Genomic DNA, 19379 nt, shown 5'->3' with positions numbered 1-19379 from the left:
CCGATATGGCTGACCAGATGCGGAGAGGCTCTAGAAAGGGGCGGGGAGCCAGGGCTACTGGCCGGACGCCAGCTTCGCGTACAGCCCCCTGGCCAGGCCATTGTCCGCATCGTCGACTTTCAGACCGCCCTTGACGACACGCAAGGCCAGCTTCTGGAACGCCTGGCTCCTGAGCCATTGCGGGTCGGTGACGGCGAACGCGGCGATGCGTTCCTGCGCGCGCTCGGGCGGTACGGCCAGCCATTGATAGTCCGTTTTTGAACCCTGGCGGCGCAAGCCGGCGCGCACCCAGCGTTCCGACGCCGGCATGCGGACGATGGCGTCGCCGTTGGCCACGCTGATGGCCGTGGCCGTCTTGCCGCTTTGCGCTTCGAATTTTACCTCCACGCCGGCCATCGGCCCCACTTTGGGGAAGCCGACGATGGCTACCCACAGCCCCGCTTCGGCGGCTTTCTGGATGCGCATTTCCGATTCCTCGAACACGCGGAACTGCGGCTCCTTGTCGCCATGATTGCCCGCCACCAGGGTCACCGTGTCGCCAGCAACGCGCCACTCGCCGCTCGCTTGCTGGTCGGTATTGCCATAACTGAGCATCCATTCGAACGTGCCATCCTTTTTCAGCAGCAGTTCTGAGCCTACTTCCATGACGCCTTGCAGATAATAGTGTCCGGGCAGTGTGGACGCGGCCGGTTCGGCCGCGCTGGCCGGAATGAAGAAGGCGAGGGCGGCGCAGGCCAGCAGGCCGGAGAGGGATTGCATCATCGGTGTGTCCTCGCTATGTCTTTATGAATAGTCATCATAGCAACATCAATCCATTGCCGTCGCGCACCAGGACACACCCTGCAGCCGGCGTGCCGGTCAGTTGGCGCTGAAATCGAGCACCACGCGTGCGGCGACCTTGCCGTGTTCCAGGCGGCTGAAGATCTCGTTGATGGCCGACAGCGGCTGCAATTCCACGTCGGCCTTGATCTTGCCGATGGCGGCAAAGGCGAGCGCCTCGGCCATGTCCTGGCGCGTGCCCACGAAGGAGCCGCGTATCGTCACGCAATTGGCGACGACGTCGAACAGCGGCGTCGGGAAGTCGCCCGGCGGCAAGCCCACCAGCACGCAGGTGCCGCGCTTGCGGGTCATCGCCACGCCTTGCTGGAAGGCGTTGATCGACGGCGCCGTGATCAGCACGCCGTGGGCGCCGCCCCCAGTCGCTTCGCGCAAGGCTGCCACCGGGTCGCCCTGGCGCGCATTGATGGTCACTTCGGCGCCGAGGGCGCGCGCGTGCTCCAGCTTGCCGTCGTCGATGTCGACGGCCGCCACCCGCAAGCCCATGGCCAGCGCATATTCGATGGCCAGGTGACCCAGTCCGCCGATGCCCGACACGGCCAGCCATTCGCCCGGCCGCGCGCCCGTTTCCTTGATGCCCTTGTAGCTGGTCACGCCGGCGCAGATGATGGGCGCCGCCTGCACGGCGGACAGACCCGCCGGAATATGCGCGACATAGCGCGGGTCGGCCAGGATGTATTCGGCGAAGCCGCCATTCTTCGTGTAGCCGCCGAACTGCGCCTCGGCGCACACGGTTTCCCAGGCAGCCAGGCAATGTTCGCAATGGCCGCAAGCCGAGTACAGCCAGGGCACGCCGACCCGGTCGCCCAGCTGCACTTCCGTCACGCCCGTGCCCACGGCCACCACCAGGCCGATACCTTCATGGCCGGGAATGAACGGCGGCGACGGCTTGACGGGCCAGTCGCCGCGCGCCGCATGCAAGTCCGTGTGGCAGACGCCGCACGCTTCCGTCTTGACGAGGATCTGTCCTGGACCGGGCACCGGCACGGGCACCTCGCGCAGCACCAGCGGCTGGCCCAGTTGCTCGACAACGGCGGCTTTCATGGTAGTGGGTGTCATGGTATTCCTTAGAAGTGGGGATGGCGTAGTGCAGGGCGCAAGCCATGGTCTGCTCGACACAGGCTTGCGTATGATCATATTCTGCTGCACACAATACGAAAATTGATTGATCCACATCAACATATACGGGAAGGAATGGAATGCGCTCAGGCGCAAAACAGGCTTACATTAATTCCATAATTCGACTATTATGGAATTATTGAAAAGGAAAACCACCATGCATGACTTGCCCAACATCAGCGCCGCCCATCTCGACACGCCGACCCTCGACAAACTTGCGCCGCCGACGGTGGCCACGCATGCGCCGCGCATCCTCTTGCTGTACGGCTCGCTGCGTGAACGCTCGTTCAGCCGCTTGCTGACTTTGGAAGCGGCGCGGCTGCTGCAGCATTTCGGCGCCGAGACGCGGGTCTTCGATCCGCATGGCTTGCCCATGGTCGACAGCGTCAGTCCCGACCATCCCAAGGTGCAGGAATTGCGCGCGCTGTCGCTGTGGTCGGAAGGCCAGGTCTGGTGCAGTCCGGAACGCCATGGCGCCGTGACGGGCGTGTTCAAGTCGCAGATCGACTGGCTGCCGCTGGAAATGGGCAGCGTGCGTCCCACGCAGGGACGGACCCTGGCCGTGATGCAAGTGTCGGGCGGCTCGCAATCGTTCAACGCCGTCAACGGCTTGCGCGTGCTGGGCCGCTGGATGCGCATGGTGACGATCCCGAACCAGTCATCCGTTGCCAAGGCCTACCAGGAGTTCGACGAGAACGACCGCATGAAGCCGTCGCCATACTACGACCGTCTCGTCGACGTCATGGAGGAACTGTATAAATTCACCCTGGTGGTACGCGACCGCTCCGATTACCTGACCAGCCGCTACAGCGAGCGCAAGGACGCCATGCCGGCCGATGTGCACGCCCTTGCCGCGGCGGCCATGGCGCACGAGACGCCGGCCGAGTAGGCTGTTAAAGGCCTGTTTGTTGATGACCTGTCAATAATGGCTTCGGGGCATACAGCGCGCTTTGAAATGCCGGCACGTATTCATATTTCATCATGTTCCCCAGCTTCAAGGATTTGAGATAGGTGGAAAAGCTGCCGTCGCCCAGTTGCAGGTCGACCGCATCCGCACTCGTGCTCGATGCGTGGCTCAGCAGGCGGGAAACGGCATAGCCAAACGTCAGCTTGCCGGCCCCATCCTGGTTGACAAAGCGCTGCTTCACGTCGGCAATGTCGGCCTCCGTCATGGCGCGCGGCGCCGAAAATTGCTTTGAAAAGTTACCCAGGTCCATGGACACCGCTGACGGCGCCATGGTTTCCTGTCCCATGGCGGCAGGCATCTGGCGCCCTGGATGGTTGATCTGCATCCAGATCTGCGCCCCATATGAACGGGCGGTGCGCGACCATTGCTCGAAGCGGGGGCCAAATTGCTCGGACTCCAGCACCACGCCGCCGGGCCCCGTCATGGCGCGGCGGTCGATCATCACGTTTCCAGTGATCATCAGACCCACGCCACCGTCCGCCCACGACTGGTAGAGGCGTATCAGCTCGTCCGAAGGCGCGTGATCGTTGTCGGCCATCTTCTCTTCCATGGCCGCCTTGGCAAGGCGGTTCGGAATGAGTGTCCCGTTGGGCAATGTCAGTGCGGTAAAGGGTTTCATGCTGATCTCCAAGGTTGCGATAGCCTCACGATAAGCTTTAAGCTAACTTGAAGGTCAAGCCTTGAATCGAAAAAATTCGCAACGTTCCTGGCGTCATCATCCGCCGCTTGACATTCAAGTTGGCTTCAAGCTTATAGTTGAGCATGGCGTCGTGATGACTCAGATAGGCCAGCACAATCAATCAGCGGGGAAATGATGAAAATTGGCGAATTGGCCAAGCGCAGCGGCTTGGCAGCCTCCACGATACGATTCTACGAATCCAGGGGCTTGTTGAAAGCCGTGAGCCGGCAATCGAATGGCTACCGCGACTATCCTCTGGAAGCGGTGGCAGTGCTGTCCATTATCAGCGATGCGCAGCAGGCGGGCTTTTCCCTGGACGAGATCAAGCAAGTCTTGCCAGAAGATAGCTCATCATGGAAACATGATGAGCTGATGGCTGCGCTAAAAAAGAAGATTGCCGATATTGAATCGCTGGAAGTGCGATTGGCGCAGAACAAGGCCCATCTTTTATCCCTGATTCAACTGATCGATGCAAAACCCGATGATGTGGACTGCAAGGACAATGCCGCCAGGGTCTTGGAAAGCATGGGCATAGGCAGTAAAAATTAAATCAAGGAAAGACAGTCAAGCCTGCGGCAAGCGTAACGACAAATCAGAAATCCATGGCGGCCGACAGTTGCATGGTGCGGGGCGCCGACTGCGAAACGGTGCCATACGAAGCCACGCCGGCCCAGTAATGGCGGTCGAAGGCGTTCATCAGGCCGGCGCGCAAGGTCGTCGCCTTGCCGGCGATGGCCGTGCGGTAGCGCAAGCCCAGGTCGACCTTGGTCCAAGACGGCACCGATTGCAGATTCGTCTGATCCACAAACTGCTTGCTCGTGTAGCTGACGGCGCCCGTGGCCGTCAAGCCCGGCCAATATGGCAGATCCCATTCGCCGCCCAGGTTGGCCATCGACGTCGGCACGCCCACGGGGCGCTTGCCCATGGTGGCGGCGTTGTTGGTTTTCACCAGGCGCCCGTCGAGCAAGGTGATGCCGGCCAGCAGGCGCACGGTCTTGCTGGCGGCTCCGGACAGATTCAGTTCCAGGCCCCGGTTGCGCTGCTCGCTATCCATGCTGTAGACCTTGCCGTACAACTGGCCGCTGGGCTTGGTCACCTGGAACACGGCCAGGGTCGCCAGCACGACGCCGAAATCGGCCTTCGTCCCCACTTCATACTGCTCGCTCTTGTAGGGCGCGAAGACCTGGCCCGCGTTGTCGGCGATGTTCGGGGCGATATCGCCCTTGCTCAAGCCTTCGATATAGTTCGCATACAGCGACACATGGCGCAATGGCTTGACAACGATGCCGACCAGCGGCGTCAACGCGCCTTGCTTGTAGTGCGTGGTGAGCGCGCCGCTGGTGGCGTGGTAGTTTTTCGATTCGACCAGCTGGCGGCGCACGCCCAGGGTCAGCTGCACGCGCTGTTCCAGCATGTCCAGCGTATCGGCCACGGCCAGGCTGGAGAGGGTGGACGCGGACAGTTTCGGCACGCGGGCCGGTGCGGCAATGCCGGGATCGGGCACGGCCACGGGATGGTAGATGTTCGAAGTGATGAGCTTGCCGGAATTGTTTATGCTGCCAAACTCGTCGCGGTAGACATTGCCCATCACGACCAGCGCATGCTCGACGCCGCCCGTGCGAAAGCGCGTGCGCACGCCCGTGTCGCCACTGGCGCGCCGCACGCGGAATTTCCAGTTCATGGGCGTGACCGTCATGTCGCCGGCCGCGCTGGTGATCGTCGGCGTCTGGTCCGAATAGCGCGATACGTCGGAGCGCGTGCCGCCCACGTCGGCGAACACGGTGACTTTATCGTTCACATCGTATTCGATCTTGCCCAGGGTGGCCAGGTCGTTGGACTTCCACCAGCCCCAGGACTGGGCGATGTTGCGCCGGCCATCGGGCGCTTCCGGCACGGGCAGGCGCGCGGCCACGAGAAAAGGGCGCGTGGGCGCGTCGATCCACTGGTATTGCTCGATCACGTCGAGCGAGGCGCGCAGCCGCTGGCCCTGGTAGTCGAGGGCAATGGCCGCCACTTCCGCGCGCGAGGTCTGATGGTCGAGCGGCGTATGGCCCTGGCGGTGCAAGCCATTGAAGCGGATGCCGAAACGTCGCTCCTCGCCGAAACGGCGGCTCACGTCGATCGCGGCGCCAGCCTGCGAGCCCGAGCCGTAATCGAGCGTCAATCGCGTCAGGTCGCGCGGCAGCGAGCGTTTTGGTACGGCATTGACGACGCCGCCCACGCCGCCATTCGGCGACATCCCGTACAGCAAGGCGGCCGGCCCCTTGAGCACCTCGACGCTTTGCAGGTATTCCGTAAACAAATGGTAATTGGGCGACACGCCATACACGCCATCGAACGCCACTTCACTCAAATTGCCTTCGTTGAGGGGAAAACCGCGGATAAAAAAGGAATCCGTGACGCCGCCGATCTGGCCCGTAAAGCGGGTGGACGGATCGCCGCCCAGTACCTCGGCCAGAGTCAGCGCCTGCTGGTCCAGCATGCGCTGGCTCGTGTAGCTGTTGACGCTGAACGGCGTATCGAGCAAGTCTTTTTCCCCCAGCATACCCGCCCGCGCGCTCTTGGCAATCTGCCCGCCGGCATCCGCTTCGGCCTGGCCGGTGACAACTACCGTGGCAAGCGAACTCTGCGCGCCGGACGTTGCTTGCGCGTAGACGGAGGGTGGCACGCTGGCAATGAGCAGGCCAGCGAGGATCAGGCGGGCGGCGAGGGGATGGTGGGCAGAGGCTGGAGCGGGGCGTAAGGTCGGCATTGATGGCATGGGCGCAAGGCTATAAGAAGAAAAACTGTGCGCACTATACTATAAATGAGAATCATTACGTTTTGTATTTTGCCGTATCATGGCCTGGGCGCATAATATCCGCCGGCCAGATTGCGAAGTTCTGCGTTGCAGCAAGTCGGTCTTTTTCATGGACGCTATAAAATGAACGATCTTCAGCGGGTCGCCGGTGCGGCACTCCAGGCAATCCATGGGATGTCGAGTTCATGAATATATATCAGCGCATGTCTCCTCCTGCAAAGCTGAAGGTAGCGATCGGGTTCGCAATCACTTCCTGCGTTGTCGCGCTTGCCAGTACAGCCATGCTCGTTCTGCTTCTTGAAAAGATTCCGCTTGATGAGGCATCCTCACCCGTAAATCGCCAGAATGGTGCAAGTGTAGAGGTGACGGCGGTCGATTCCCCTGATCTTTCGAGAGCGGAAATTGGCATCATTGCCCAAAGCATGGCAGCCGTCCTGGCGACCCGTCTGACTGGATCGTCCCCCCAATTGCGCGTGGTGGCCTATGGTGCGGGGACGCCAATTTACGCACAACTGGATGGCGGAGTGGCGGGATACATGGGCGAGAAGAATTTATTCGTCCTCGACGTTACGAAGGCACGCGCTGCCGCCGCCAAGTTGAAGCTGACGCCATTGGAAGCCTTGGCGTTTATCATGGGACACGAAGCATCCCATCTTGTGCAGCACATGCAAGGGCGCGCACACGTTGCGAGCAGGGGCGACGCATACTATACAGATCCGCTAGAACTGGAAGCATTTCAGGAAGGATTCGACCTCGTCAGCGCCATGCGCGCAGCGATATTGCGCCTCGATATCAACGGCTCTATTTTGTTGACATCGCCGGTAAATCCCTACAGTGCCGAACAGCTTGTCGATCAGAATGTGCCGGTGAAGGTGCGCAGCAGTTGGACGTGGCGGGGGCAGCTGGTCAAGGCTTTTCATTCAGCTGCTCGATTCTGGCAGTGAAAGTGGCATAAATGCACGCGTCGCTGGCCTTTTACAGATGGCGTGCAAGGCCAGGCGCGCATGCCATGGGCGTACAGGGCGCTCCTTGATGCCTTCAAACATGCCGTGCAGCTTCGCATGGCGCACCTTGGCGGCCACGTCATAGCCACGCACGTAGTTGGCAAGGGCGCGGGGGCTGAGGCGTAGTGGCGCTACGGAGGCCACCCAATCGTATAGATCGTCCTCAATGACGGCAATCCCTCCGAAGAGGTCGATTGCTGGCTGGCGTACTTGGGGCGGCAATGCGGGGAAAAGAGGGGTGTTTCGCGTTTTACATAATTTCGTAAAAAGCTAGACTTTTTCGAGGATTATGAGGTAGGTCTTTGATTCTGCACTGCTTTGGTTATTTTACTTACGCCCTAAGTTCTCCGTTCACGTTCATCTAAGCTTTTGAATTCTAAGACTTTGTAGGGCCTTGTGGGTGCAAGGTGTTCATGAACGTTGCTACCAGTTCGAATGTCAGCCTTAATGTTCAGTTGGGTCTCTCTGCGAATGTGATCTCCCACTCTTGCGAACGGTAAGCGTTCTCCTGTCATTGCAATTACCCCGTCTTCAGCAGTATGCGTGCCCATGTGAGATAGTAAAGACAGGTCTGATTCTGCCGATTACCATTGACGGCGACATGGATGGCGTTGCCCTTCCGGCATGGATCGTGGTTTACAAATACCAATACCATCTAACACTGTTCCGGATCGAGCAGATCGCTGCCAGCTAGGACGTTCCGATGGCCTGCTCGACTCTGACTGAATGGACTAGGTGTATCGGCGTGGCCTTGCAGTCGTTGGCAAAACGGTTCAGGAAACATAGCGATCGCATGCCTGAGAAACGCTACTACATCCAGCCATACAAGTAGAAATTTCACATAAGGGTTCGCAGTTCACCAGCAAGGACTGGCCCAGAATGTACCGCAGTTGCCGCGTTTGGTTCCCTCGTGCCTAAGCCAACACTTGTGCCTATGCGCGGGAAGCAGCCGGCACCGCTGACTGCTTCGCCCCTATCAGCAATTCAAACGGATGATCAGTCGTTGGACGCGGCCGTCAGTCGAGGTCGAACGGGCTGATGCGTTCAAGGGCGTGCCCCTGCACCCAAATTTCCTGCGACGGGTATTCTGCCCGTAGCCGGTCCACGACTGGTGACGATGCGCAGTACGCGATATTGAGCAGGTAGCCATTCGATGCACCTGCGCTGGTAGTGTCGCCTGTCGACTCGGCGCCCTCAAGCTGCTCACGCTCCTCGAATGGCACACCAAGTTCCATTGCATAAGCTTCCAACCGACCCAGCGGAGGTCCGGAGCCGTCGTCGTCCATGCCATAGTAGCCCGCGTCGAGCTCCGCGCCCATCACTTCGACCTTGGGTGGTCCGATGACAAGCCGTCTACCGACGGCAGTTAGCGAGACCTGGACAGAAACGTTGGCAGCATGCCCGCTGTAGGGCCGGTCATCGTCCGGTTCGCCCTGGATCTGACCCTCATAGCTGATCGTAAATACCTCGCCAATGCGTAGCGGCAGCGGTGTCGCATCGGCGAACTCCAAGTTCGCCTCCCAGGGGCCGGTGGTGTTGGTGTTGGCCATTTGCTTCGAAACGTCATCGTCGTCCAGCGCGTTTTCTATGGCAGCTTCGAGAAATTCCTGCTCCAGATCGCCATCCGACGTATGGATGCGCGGACCGCCTAGCTCTCGCGAGGCGTCGGCCATTGCCTGCAAGAAAGCGTCGATGTCGATCGCCACGCTTAGAGATGCTGCACGCTGCCTTATCTGTGCGAGGTCGACGATCCAGTGCATCGAATCGGTGAGTTTCTTCGGTTCGCCTGACGCCTGCAGGACTCCTGAACTGGGATAGCCGAACGCGGCGGCGACCAGCTGGAAGGCGTGGCCCAGGACGATGGGTGAGCCGGCATCGGCCAGCGACACGCGCAGGGCGTGGGTGATGGTATTGATAGAGGTGGACATGCATTTTCCAATTAGTGACGCACAGAGAATCCACGGTGCTTCCCCGCACGTGCGAAAACGCATGGTTGGGAGAAAGGTAGAACGATAGTTAAATTGCGATCCTGTTGAGACGTGGACTCGGCCGGACCAGAGCTTGCCCCCAGTCTAACAACATTCCATGAAGATGCGCAACCGTTATCGCTACTGCGCAATACGAGCAGCGCCCACGCAGCGCTCTTCCCCTTTCAGCGTTCGCTTTCCCCAGCGAATACGACGCATTAATTAGCTATGCTCCTGAATGTATGCTGGATTGAGAAGCTTTCCGCACTGGGCATGCGGCAATGAGCCTCAGTTTCGGTACCGGCAAGGCGGTCAACGAAATCGAAGGTAAACCTTCAGCACAGCTTGGGTGAACAGCGTCTCCCAGGTCCGGGGAATCTCCGCCGCGCCCGCCATCAAATGGAGTGCCAGGCAACCGCCAGCTTAGGGGGGTGATGACAGAATCGAAATCAACAAGAATTGATTTGATTGCGACGGCAGCATTGCAGCAAGTTTACGTCTGCACGCCACTTCCTGGGACGTACAATGTGATTCCAAACCACGGAGAATTCCATTGTTCGACATTACGCCCGACGATATTGCTCAGCTCAACGACATCGACCTAAGGGAACTGGTCGGGCGCCTCTGTGAGGCAGAGCTGGAAGGCCGTGGTATATCACCTGCAGCCGTAACATGGGGTGGCAATCAGACGGCAACTGATGGCGGGCTTGACGTACGCGTGGCCTTATCACCAGCGATATCCATTGAGGGCTTCATCCCTCGCAGGTCAACAGGGTTCCAAGTCAAGACTCCGGACATGCCGCGGAGCGAGATCATTGCGGAGATGCGCCCCAAAAGCCTTATTCGTCCAGTTATTCAAGAACTTGCCGATGAGGCGGGCGCATATGTCATTGTCAGTTCCAAAGGGGCAACGAGTGACAGCGCCCTTCGCAATCGCAACAAAGCCATGCGCGAGGCTTTGATAGGTGAAGGCAATGGTGAGCAGTTGCACACGGATTTTTATGACCGGACTCGTTTGGCGACTTGGGTGCGGCGCTTTCCCGGTCTGATTTGTTGGGTCAAGGTGAAAGTTGGTAGGTCTCTCGTTGGTTGGCGTCCTTACGGTTCTTGGACCGGTGTAGCTGAAGGTACTGATGCAGAGTATCTGCTCGATGACAAGATGCGCCTCCACTTCGGAGGCGAGCGCAATTCGATCCCCCAATCGTTGTCGCATGGGATTGATAGGCTTCGCGATAAATTGGCCGACTCTGGAAAAATTGTGCGCTTAGTCGGCTTATCAGGTGTCGGAAAAACGCGCTTTGCACAATGTTTGTTCGACGCTAGAATTGCAAGTCGGCCATTGCCGTCCTCCCTAGCGGTATACACAAACTTGTCGGATGATCCGGATCCACAGCCGACTGGCTTGGCGTCCGATTTGATCGCTAACCGGACCCGCGCAGTTCTAATCGTCGATAACTGCCCTCCCGATCTACATCGAAGGCTCACTGATTTGTGCAGTGGCCGACACAGCACGATCAGCGTCCTCACGATTGAGTACGACGTGCGTGACGACCAGCCTGAGGGGACTCTAGTAGTCACGCTCGAGACTTCGTCGGTCGAGTTAATTGAGAAGCTGGTCCGGCGTCGATACGCAAATCTATCCCAGGTAGACGCAGGTACTATTGCCGATGCGTCTGGTGGCAACGCACGAATCGCAATCGCGCTTGCAGAGACTGTTGAACACTCGGACTCCATCGCGGGTCTGTCGAACGATGAACTTTTTCAACGCCTCTTCCGGCAGCGGTACGATCCGGATAACGCGTTGCTCCTTGCGGCCCAAGCATGCTCTCTCCTTTACTCATTTCAAGGTGAGATTCTTGACGGGAGTGAAGCTGAGCTCCCGCGGCTGGCTGCACTCATAGGCCAAGCTCCGGCCGAGATATATCGCCATGTCGGTGAGTTGTTTCGGCGCGATCTGGTGCAGCAGCGGGGCAACTGGCGAGCAGTGCTCCCCCACGCTATCGCCAACCGACTTGCTGCGCGCGCACTTGACGGCATACCTTACAATTACATTGACCAACACTTCATCACAGGCGGGACAGAGCGTCTGGCGCGGTCTTTTTCGCGGCGCTTATCTTTTTTGCATGACCATCCGAAGGCCATAAATATCGTCGAGAAATGGCTTGCGCCAAGCGGACTCCTCGGCAACTTGAATGTGCTCAATGACCTGGGTCGGGCAATGTTTACGAACGTCGCATCTGTGCTGCCCGAGACGACGTTAGTTTGCATGGAGAGGGCAGAGGACGGCCATCTTGGGGCGGATTCAATGATGTGGCGGCAACACCTCCCATTGTTGCGATCCCTTGCTTATGACCAGGCACTGTTCGAACGATGCGTTAAATTGTTGGAAATGGTTGCCACCAATAGCAGTAATGAGCTCGAAGCCAAGCAGGCGACGGAAATTTTCGTTTCCTTGTTCTCCTTACACCTATCCGGTACCCATGCAACTATTGAACAGCGGCTCAGCGTGATCGAGCAGCTGCTCGGGTCTACAAATGTCAGAACGCGTGCACTAGGCCTGGCCGCGTTAGACAAGGTGCTGCAGACGGGCCACTTCAGTTCAAGTTATGGTTTCGAGTTTGGAGCTAGGTCACGCGGTTACGGCTACTGTCCTGCGAATCGTTCTGACGTTACGCAATGGTACAGTTCCGCTCTTTTGTTGATTGAGCGCCTTGCACTGACTGACGGGGTGCTAGAACATGAGCTGCGCGCGCGGCTTGCACGAGGATTCCGCGGCATGTGGGCTTCAGCACACATGCACATCGAATTGGATAGGCTCGCTCGTGGATTCTCCGCACGTGGGTTCTGGCAAGAGGGATGGGCTGCGTGCCGTAGTCTGATGAAATTCGATATGAATTGGATGGCGTCTGAGGCCGCTTTACTGCTGACTTCACTTGAGCGTGATCTGAGGCCTTCAAATCTAACTGAAAGGGTGCGTGCATTTGTCTTGGGACAGTCGTCGTTTGGGTTCGACTTGGATGATTTCGACCTAGATGACGACATCGAGAACCAGACGACGCGGTTGGAAGCAATTGCTCGCGAGCTCGGTGCTGCAGTAGCTGGTGACGACGAAGTGCTGGAAAAAATACTCCCCGATATCCTTCGCGGAGGAAATAGAGCGTGGGTATTTGGTTGTGGACTTGCTAGCGCTTCCATGGCTCCTCGTGCTACTTGGATGAGGCTTGCAAGTGGACTGGATGTACTCCTGCCTGAGCAACGGAATATTCAGATTCTTAAAGGCTTTCTGACAGCACTCTGGGAACAGGACAAAAACCTTGCGCATAATCTACTCGACGCAGCGCTCGATCAATGCGCTTTACAAGCGTTCCTCCCAGAGCTGCATTCCGCTGTAGAACTTGACCAGCGGTGTATTGAAAGGCTTACACGAGCCTTGAATGATGGACTTGTTCCGGTTCGAATGTATGGGGCCTTGGCGTACGGCAGAACGCTTAATACCCTCGCCGTTAGCCCTTTCTGCGACTTGCTCTTGCTTGTCGCAGCCCACGCGGAGGGTTTCGAGGTTGCGCTAGAGGTACTTTCCATGCGATTGTTTTCCAACCGCGCGAATCAGCGAGAGAACGAGCCTGAATTTCTTCGAGCTGGCCGCGAAATGCTTCCGCACATCACCTTTAGAAAGAATAATCAGCTTGACGACTATACCCTCGCTGTAGTCATAAAAGCTTGCCTCTCCGATTCCGACGGCGGGCCAGTTGCGTCTCAGATCGCTGCGCGCTTCAGGCACGCGGTATTGACCAATGAGACCTATTCATTTGATAACAATGGGTTATTAAAATCTTTGCTCGAGCTACACCCGGTCGCCGTTCTAGATGCGCTGTTCGAAGGTAATGAGGCGAATCAGCAGGTAGGGATTCACGCGTTCGAACATATAGGTGGCCATTCGAGCAACCCGATGGACGTGGTCTCTACTGAAAACCTCATCGCATGGTGTGAGGGAGATCGTGAGCAACGGTATCTGCTTGCATCCTCAGTTGTCACTTTCGCGAACCAATCGGAAACGAGTGGACCCCAGTTATGGTCTGATCAAGCGAAAGCGCTCCTCTCCAACGCAGCAGATCCCAAAAGCGTACTAGCGGTGTTCATTAAACGGTTTCGACCGATGAGTTGGAGTGGTTCGCGGTCCGCATTGATTGAGGCGAACGCTCAATTGCTGGACAGCTTGGAACCAAACTTCCCACGTGATCTCAAGGCTTTTGTGGATGAAGCCAAAGTTCATCTTGCGAAAGAGGTCGTGGAGGATCGGTTGTGGGAGACAAGGGAAGACCGAGTACGCGATGAAAGATTCGAATGAGGAAACGCGTGTAGATGTGATCTTGAATAATCGACGCATGGCTTTTCCGCAACGCTTTGTTGGGCCGTGTGAGCAGAGGCGGGTCGTGGTAGGTGTCGGCCAACGCGACCTGAATTCTGCGATTGACGATTCCAGCCTGCAGATATTTCACTTTTTCGTGGTACGAATGGAACTCCACAAACGCTGTGTGGAATGCCAGTTCAGTATCCAATGCGACATGTTGATAGTAGGTGTTTTGTCTTACATCTTTATAGGATTCGCCCTACAATTTGCCAATGTGCATGCACAGGATTTTCATCAATTGTCATGCGCTTTTAATTCGTCACTCACCGAAAAAGTGCGATTTGCAGGCGATGGTGATCAGTCATTTTAATGTGTCTGGTTTGGCCGAGCTTTATGGTGTGCATGCAGCAAGTGAACTGGTGAACATATACTTCGACATCGTCTCGAATCCACTTTCAACGGCAGAGTTGCAAGCACACCTGCGTGAGCAAGCTTCAAATCATCGGAGAGTGGTCCGAAACTCGTGGCAAGCGGCGTTATATCAGGCGCTAGCTCAGTTTGATTGGTTCTGTGGAGGAGGGTACAACCACGTGGCACATACCTTTTTGCCCTCGCGCAGTCGCATTTATCCGCTGGCGCATGCTTTGGGAGAGCTGCGGAACGCCTCGCTACCTTTTTGCGCCGCCGGCCATGGATTATTTTGGGATCATCGGCTGGCACCTTGCCAGGCCATCACCGGCGCCAGTGCACTGGACTGTAGCCACAAAAATTTGGATTTCCCGTCGCATTTTTGCGTCCAGTTGCCTGGCATCCTTTGCCGAGATGGATGGATAGGGGCCACCTGCCATCCCGAAGCTATTACCTGGGCGGGACCTAAGAGCGCACTGAGCAACACGTGTCTACGGGTAGTAACAGGTCAAGACAGTCGGGCCATGCCGGCCAAAGTCTACATCCAAATTCCACCGGTTACCGCTGAAGGCAATCACACTATCGGGCCTGGTGCTGATCACTGGGCAAAGCACCAAACCCAAATTACAAAAATATACCGATAGCTGGAGGAGGGGAGTGTAATTCAACCTTTCAAATTACGAATACGTTCGAAGACCGGGTTTAAAAAATTAACCCCTTTTTCATTGTACTTGTTGCAGATTTTGCGCGCGATTTCCACCTCGCCGCAATCGGCGATGCGCTCGACAACTGCCACCACATCTTCTTGTTCGAAGTCTGGCAGGAACCTATTGGTAACGGCATCGAAGATTTCACTGACCGTTTTGGGGTTATCATCAGACAAACGGCGCAGTTCAGACAACAGGGTATGACTATGGAATTTCACGTTGGCGTATATTGCGGCATTGAGCAGCAATGGCGTAGTTGAATCGTCAAGTTCCCCTAAGAATACGGCAAGAGAGTTCAGCGCAGAGAGAAGCTCGGCATGCTCTTGCCCGGAAGCTCTGATCGTCTCATCTAGCTTCTTCCAAAAGCTTACAATTTTCGGTGCATTCACGCCTGACGGCCCTTGCGGACGTAGCGTCCAAAAGAACCAGCAGATGCGCGACAACGCCTCCATATTGAGGTCGTTGATAACGCGGGCCATCAAGCCAGGTGAACCGCCTGTGCTATCGAGTGACTCGAGTTCATCATTGAGATAGGCCAGCCCCAAGAACTGCATCGTACGCTCCTGAACTTGATCTTTTTGCGTGTCTTCATAAATCATGCGGTAGAGGTGCCCACCATCGCGCAGCAGCTTATATAGCCACGGATAAAAGTGGTTCTGGTACGAAAATCCCTGCGCCGCGCAGATCCATGCCGCCTTATTTTTTGAAGAAAACAGCCTGTTGAAATTATCTAGAACCCAGGTGGCATCAAGATAGTGCAAGTTGACACAGTAGAGACCTCCGAAGGTGGCGAATTCAAGGTTTAGCCCCGCCTCGCTTGCATCCAAGGCATCCGAATAAATTGGGCACAACGCCGCCCAGACCTGACGCGCAGCTTCGCCGGAATTGTCTGCGCGCGCGATGGCAAGCGCTGCGACAAGGGACGCTTCCAGGGCCTTGCCATAACGGCTATTGATCATCGTGGACACAGCGTCCTTGACATCGGAAGTGTCATGAGGAGTGCTCAGCTCGAGCAAACTCAGGATCGTCTTCAAGCATTCGCTCTGTAGCGTTGACGGGATAGGATGAGAACTCGATTGAAAACCGGCCTCCATGAGGTCCGAGATATCCGTCAGCACCCACAGTGACGTCAGCTCGAAAACGTCGGAGAATGATTGGTCGTCTACCTGGCTCGCTGGATTGATACCCTTTAGAATAGATTGAATCAACTGCACTGTCGCAGGCCAGTCAAATGAGCTGGGCGCCAAGGAAAGACGTTCCTTCAGTCCGGACAACAAGCCGTGCTGATACGCAGGGTGGGCATTGGCGAACAGGGGAAATTTTGCAGCAAAACCATCCTCGCTCGCCTTGACAGCTTCCTGCAAATTGTCGGCGGCACCACGATACGATGGACCGTTAAAAACGCTCTGATCTGGCTTAAATGTCTCCATGAAAGCCTGTAGTTCATCTGCGGTCATTGTCAGGAACTCGTCCGACGTCTTGGGTGTGGCGGCGCCCACCCAGCCGCCAGAGGAGAAAGACTGAAAGTCTACGTGGTCATGGGCGGCGCCGAATTTTTGCATCAGGGATTGATACCATGCATCGACAGCGCTATCGCCCTGGCCGGCAATGGCGCTCAGCAGGTCTCGACGGTGACAATCCTTGAAGTCAGCGGTGCGTGGATCGTCCTCATCCCAGTCGCCAGGCAACGCCTGAACCAGATTGAGAAACTTGTGTTTTAGCGTTGAAGGGAAATGTGCGTAATTGCGCTTTACCAGCCAATATGCCTCATGCCAGAATTCGGGCTTGATCAGCCAGGATTCCTTGAAGTACTGCTCCAGCACATCCGAAAAGGCGAGAAAATGGCTGTCGCAGATATATATTCCGACGCGGACAATAGACGGAAACTCCGAAGTTAACAGCGTCGCCAAGATAGTTGCGGCGGATGCCTTATCCTTTCGAACAAAACCGATCATTGCATCACGCAAGGCATCAATGTACACACTTGTCAGGCTCTCACCCGCATAGGCGTCCTGTTGATGTTCTTCAATCGCTTTGCGCTTAACATAGGTATACTTGTCGTCTTTCGGCGCACCGATGGTGTTCGTAAGGCGCCGCATGAACAGCCGCACCGCTGCCTCACCACAGCGCTCTCCCAGTTTCTGACAGTGTCCTTCCAGTGCATCCTTTAGATAGTGAGTTTGGAGCAAGGTCTTTTTTTCACGCATCTGATTTCTCTACGGTGATTTTCTCAATGAGGGCCAGTGCCTTATCTGCGTCGTCAGGCGCCAGGCTTTCCAATAAACGCGGAAGCAGTCCAGTGCAAATGTTGTGGCCGATGAGATCCGCATTGAACATCGTGTTCAACCAGACCCCGATCATGTCGATATCCTTGAATTTGATCACATTGAGAGGAAGCAGAGACATGATCGTGGCGCACGATGCCCAAATTCGCCAGTTGTCAAAACCGGATTCGCTTCCATAGGCGGTAATTTTGCGCAGGACTGCCATAATGCGCTCGGCATCTTCTTCGCGCCCTTCAGTTGCGACGTTTTCCAAATACCGCAGCGCTGGCCAACGCGGTGCTTCATACAGGAGTCCACCGTCCTGCTCCTCGGTGATTACTAAAGGGGGCATGCTGGTTGGCGCAAAAAACCCGTTGGCTTCGAGTTCGTTGAACCACCGAGCATCTTTGATCGAGTTGAGAAAGAACGGTGTGAGGCCCGGTTGGCTTTGTACGAGCTTAATCGCCGATGTGCGTTTCAATGCATCCGATTCATCTGTGATGAACAGCTGCAGTTGATGCTGATAATCTAGCAATGAAGGCGTCTTCGCTTTGATCGCAGGCGCCCATGCCTCAAGCACATCTACCACTTCGTCGTAGCCTTTTTCATCGATCTCGTAGTTAATGACACGGATGCCACACTCATCGCTAAAATAATTCTCAGTGAATTGATTTTGCTGAACTTGGTGCGATTGAATTGGATTGAGCAAAAAATGCCGGGGTTCGGAAGCGGAATTTTTTTCAACTGGATCGTTTGAACGAATAATATGCTCTAGTATTTCCAACTCGGCGACGCCGTAGCCCAGGAACAGGACGGTGCAGTGGGTGAACAAGTGATTGAGAAACTTGACGACCTTCTCATCCGCGTAGTGCCGCATGTAATGGCGCATTGAGATGATCATGGAGTCTTCGTCCTTGTAACTTCCATGCAGGTGAATGACGGCGCCTTTTTCTGTGAGCACATAAGGTAAAAAATGCTCATTCTTGTAATATTTCGCCTCAAGATAGTCCATCGGAAGGGTCTCGGGACGGGCGGCGGCGTCCTCGCCGCCAACGGTTATCTGCTCCCGATTAGCTTTGTGCAACCATTTATCATAGTTGGTGGTGACAACAATGGAGTTGAGGTCCTTCAGTATTTCGTACAAGCGGGCACCGCGCTCCCTTGGCTTGGCTGGATGCAAGATCGCTTCGTAATTAATCTTAACGCCCTTTGTTTTTGCCAGATTCATGGCGACCGACAGCGTACGCCGAGCATCGGGTATGGACTGCAACTGTTCGGCGGCCAAGAAGTTCAATACTCCCGCATTTTTTAATTCCACGACCACACCGTTGGCAAAGCCGCGCCAGTCAGGACTACCGCAAAGTTTTGATGCGCCTGCCCCAACAAATATCACCAGGTCATTATTTTCTGCAGCATTCAAAATCTGCGGGGGAATGGCCGGTATCGTTTGACGCATAGATGGAATCGACTGAGGAAGATAGGGCATGGTAGGTGAGTCTGATTAATGGGGCGAAACGGACAAAGCCCCTTGATCCAGACGCTCGTATTTCCTATGATTATATTTGCAGATGACCGTCTATTTTAGTCCATTTTTGTCATGAGGCAGGCCGGTCATTGCGGTTCGTCCCTTAGCTTAGGATTTTTGATGTGAAGCCCAAAAATTCCGGTATTTTTGCATCTTTAACGATGACTGGATAGTTCCCATATTTCATATTCTTCCTGTTGGCAATAAATTACTTGAATCGCCACGACCATCATAGACACTCCTGAGCCATAATTTAGGCAAAGTAGAATCATGGGTGTGAAGCATTACACGGAAGAATTTAACGTCGCAGCGGTCAAGCAAGTTGTTGAGCGCTGGCACCCGGCGGCCGAGGTCACTGAACGGCTTGATGTCAGTATGCACAGTATCTATGCGTGGACAAAGCAGTATGGCGTGCCTGAAGTCGAGCGCAAAGCTCAGGACGGCCAGTCTGACGAGATGCGGCGACTGAAGGCCGAATTGACGCGCGTTACTGAGGGGCGCGACATCTTGAAAAAGGCCGCGGTGTACTTTGCCAAGACGCCCGGGTTAGGTACGCCTTCATTCAGGAAGTACAGGACGAATTTCCGGTACGGCGCTTGCGCAAGATGATGGGAGTGCATCCCAGCGGTTTTTATGCGTGGTGCGTTCAGCCGAAAAGCGGGCGGGCCAAGGAAGACCAGCGCCTGCTCGTTCACATTGTAGTGGTCAACCCATCCCGGGCACTACGTTAAGTTTTTCTTCGGCGACGGCC

11 protein-coding genes and 2 pseudogenes are annotated in these 19379 nt (G+C 56.2%); 6 read left to right on the top strand and 7 right to left on the bottom strand.

Annotated features, from left to right (window positions below; genetic code table 11):
• Positions 1–54: 54 nt before the first annotated feature.
• Positions 55–762 carry a hypothetical protein gene (locus tag VM94_RS11065; protein WP_046683548.1) on the bottom strand — a complete coding sequence of 236 codons (708 nt, stop codon included), beginning with the start codon at positions 760–762 and terminating at the stop codon, positions 55–57.
• Between the two features lie 96 nt (positions 763–858).
• Entirely contained in the window at positions 859–1896 is a 1038-nt protein-coding gene (locus VM94_RS11060) for a zinc-dependent alcohol dehydrogenase (protein ID WP_046683547.1), read from the bottom strand.
• A gap of 217 nt (positions 1897–2113) precedes the next feature.
• On the opposite strand from VM94_RS11060, the gene arsH reads away from it, so the two are divergent.
• Positions 2114–2845 (top strand): arsenical resistance protein ArsH, encoded by a 732-nt coding sequence (gene arsH, locus VM94_RS11055; protein ID WP_046683546.1) that lies wholly within the window; start codon positions 2114–2116, stop codon positions 2843–2845.
• Between the two features lie 160 nt (positions 2846–3005).
• Here the strand turns inward: arsH and VM94_RS11050 are convergent.
• A pseudogene (locus tag VM94_RS11050) lies at positions 3006–3542 on the bottom strand (oxidoreductase); the annotation flags it as partial.
• Between the two features lie 192 nt (positions 3543–3734).
• On the opposite strand from VM94_RS11050, the gene VM94_RS11045 reads away from it, so the two are divergent.
• A complete protein-coding gene (locus VM94_RS11045) occupies positions 3735–4151 on the top strand; it encodes a MerR family transcriptional regulator (RefSeq protein ID WP_235432895.1) in 417 nt (138 codons plus the stop codon).
• Positions 4152–4194: 43 nt separating this feature from the next.
• Here the strand turns inward: VM94_RS11045 and VM94_RS11040 are convergent, their stop codons facing one another.
• Positions 4195–6354, bottom strand: a complete 2160-nt coding sequence (locus VM94_RS11040) for a TonB-dependent receptor (protein ID WP_235432894.1) — start codon at positions 6352–6354, stop codon at positions 4195–4197.
• A gap of 233 nt (positions 6355–6587) precedes the next feature.
• Between VM94_RS11040 and VM94_RS11035 the strand changes: the two genes are divergently transcribed.
• Positions 6588–7346 carry a hypothetical protein gene (locus VM94_RS11035; RefSeq protein ID WP_138829088.1) on the top strand — a complete coding sequence of 253 codons (759 nt, stop codon included), beginning with the start codon at positions 6588–6590 and terminating at the stop codon, positions 7344–7346.
• Positions 7347–8422: 1076 nt separating this feature from the next.
• Here the strand turns inward: VM94_RS11035 and VM94_RS11025 are convergent.
• A complete protein-coding gene (locus VM94_RS11025; protein WP_046683542.1) occupies positions 8423–9334 on the bottom strand; it encodes a hypothetical protein in 912 nt (303 codons plus the stop codon).
• 592 nt (positions 9335–9926) lie between these two features.
• Between VM94_RS11025 and VM94_RS11020 the strand changes: the two genes are divergently transcribed.
• Both VM94_RS11020 and VM94_RS28165 read left to right on the top strand, forming a co-directional pair.
• The gene (locus tag VM94_RS11020) at positions 9927–13721 is read left to right on the top strand and encodes a hypothetical protein (RefSeq protein WP_046683541.1); all 3795 of its coding nucleotides are present in this window, start codon (positions 9927–9929) and stop codon (positions 13719–13721) included.
• A gap of 281 nt (positions 13722–14002) precedes the next feature.
• Complete coding sequence (locus VM94_RS28165; RefSeq protein ID WP_138829087.1) at positions 14003–14776, top strand: hypothetical protein; 774 nt, start codon at positions 14003–14005, stop codon at positions 14774–14776.
• Positions 14777–14796: 20 nt separating this feature from the next.
• On the opposite strand, the gene VM94_RS11015 is transcribed toward VM94_RS28165, so the two are convergent.
• The gene (locus VM94_RS11015; protein WP_046683540.1) at positions 14797–17046 is read right to left on the bottom strand and encodes a hypothetical protein; all 2250 of its coding nucleotides are present in this window, start codon (positions 17044–17046) and stop codon (positions 14797–14799) included.
• Positions 17039–18589, bottom strand: coding sequence for an SIR2 family protein (locus VM94_RS11010; RefSeq protein WP_082127670.1), 1551 nt, complete (start codon positions 18587–18589; stop codon positions 17039–17041). The genes VM94_RS11015 and VM94_RS11010 overlap by 8 nt, the downstream gene beginning before the upstream one ends.
• A gap of 309 nt (positions 18590–18898) precedes the next feature.
• Between VM94_RS11010 and VM94_RS29410 the strand changes: the two are divergent.
• Positions 18899–19048: pseudogene (locus tag VM94_RS29410) on the top strand (transposase); the annotation flags it as partial.
• Positions 19049–19379 lie beyond the last annotated feature (331 nt).

Origin of the sequence: Janthinobacterium sp. KBS0711, assembly GCF_000988085.1 — a bacterium.
Classification (GTDB): domain Bacteria; phylum Pseudomonadota; class Gammaproteobacteria; order Burkholderiales; family Burkholderiaceae_D; genus Janthinobacterium; species Janthinobacterium lividum_E.
Note: the sequence above shows the minus strand (reverse complement) of the source record. Positions and strands in the feature narration are given on the sequence as shown.

Bases quoted from the DNA above. Each gene is read 5' to 3' on its own strand.
- arsH (WP_046683546.1), top strand. From the start codon at position 2,114: ATGCATGACTTGCCCAACATCAGCGCCGCCCATCTCGACACGCCGACC.
- VM94_RS11025 (WP_046683542.1), bottom strand. From the start codon at position 9,334: ATGTCCACCTCTATCAATACCATCACCCACGCCCTGCGCGTGTCGCTG.
- VM94_RS11015 (WP_046683540.1), bottom strand. From the start codon at position 17,046: ATGCGTGAAAAAAAGACCTTGCTCCAAACTCACTATCTAAAGGATGCA.
- VM94_RS28165 (WP_138829087.1), top strand. From the start codon at position 14,003: ATGCACAGGATTTTCATCAATTGTCATGCGCTTTTAATTCGTCACTCA.
- VM94_RS11035 (WP_138829088.1), top strand. From the start codon at position 6,588: ATGAATATATATCAGCGCATGTCTCCTCCTGCAAAGCTGAAGGTAGCG.
- VM94_RS11040 (WP_235432894.1), bottom strand. From the start codon at position 6,354: ATGCCGACCTTACGCCCCGCTCCAGCCTCTGCCCACCATCCCCTCGCC.
- VM94_RS11060 (WP_046683547.1), bottom strand. From the start codon at position 1,896: ATGACACCCACTACCATGAAAGCCGCCGTTGTCGAGCAACTGGGCCAG.
- VM94_RS11010 (WP_082127670.1), bottom strand. From the start codon at position 18,589: ATGCCCTATCTTCCTCAGTCGATTCCATCTATGCGTCAAACGATACCG.
- VM94_RS11065 (WP_046683548.1), bottom strand. From the start codon at position 762: ATGATGCAATCCCTCTCCGGCCTGCTGGCCTGCGCCGCCCTCGCCTTC.
- VM94_RS11045 (WP_235432895.1), top strand. From the start codon at position 3,735: ATGATGAAAATTGGCGAATTGGCCAAGCGCAGCGGCTTGGCAGCCTCC.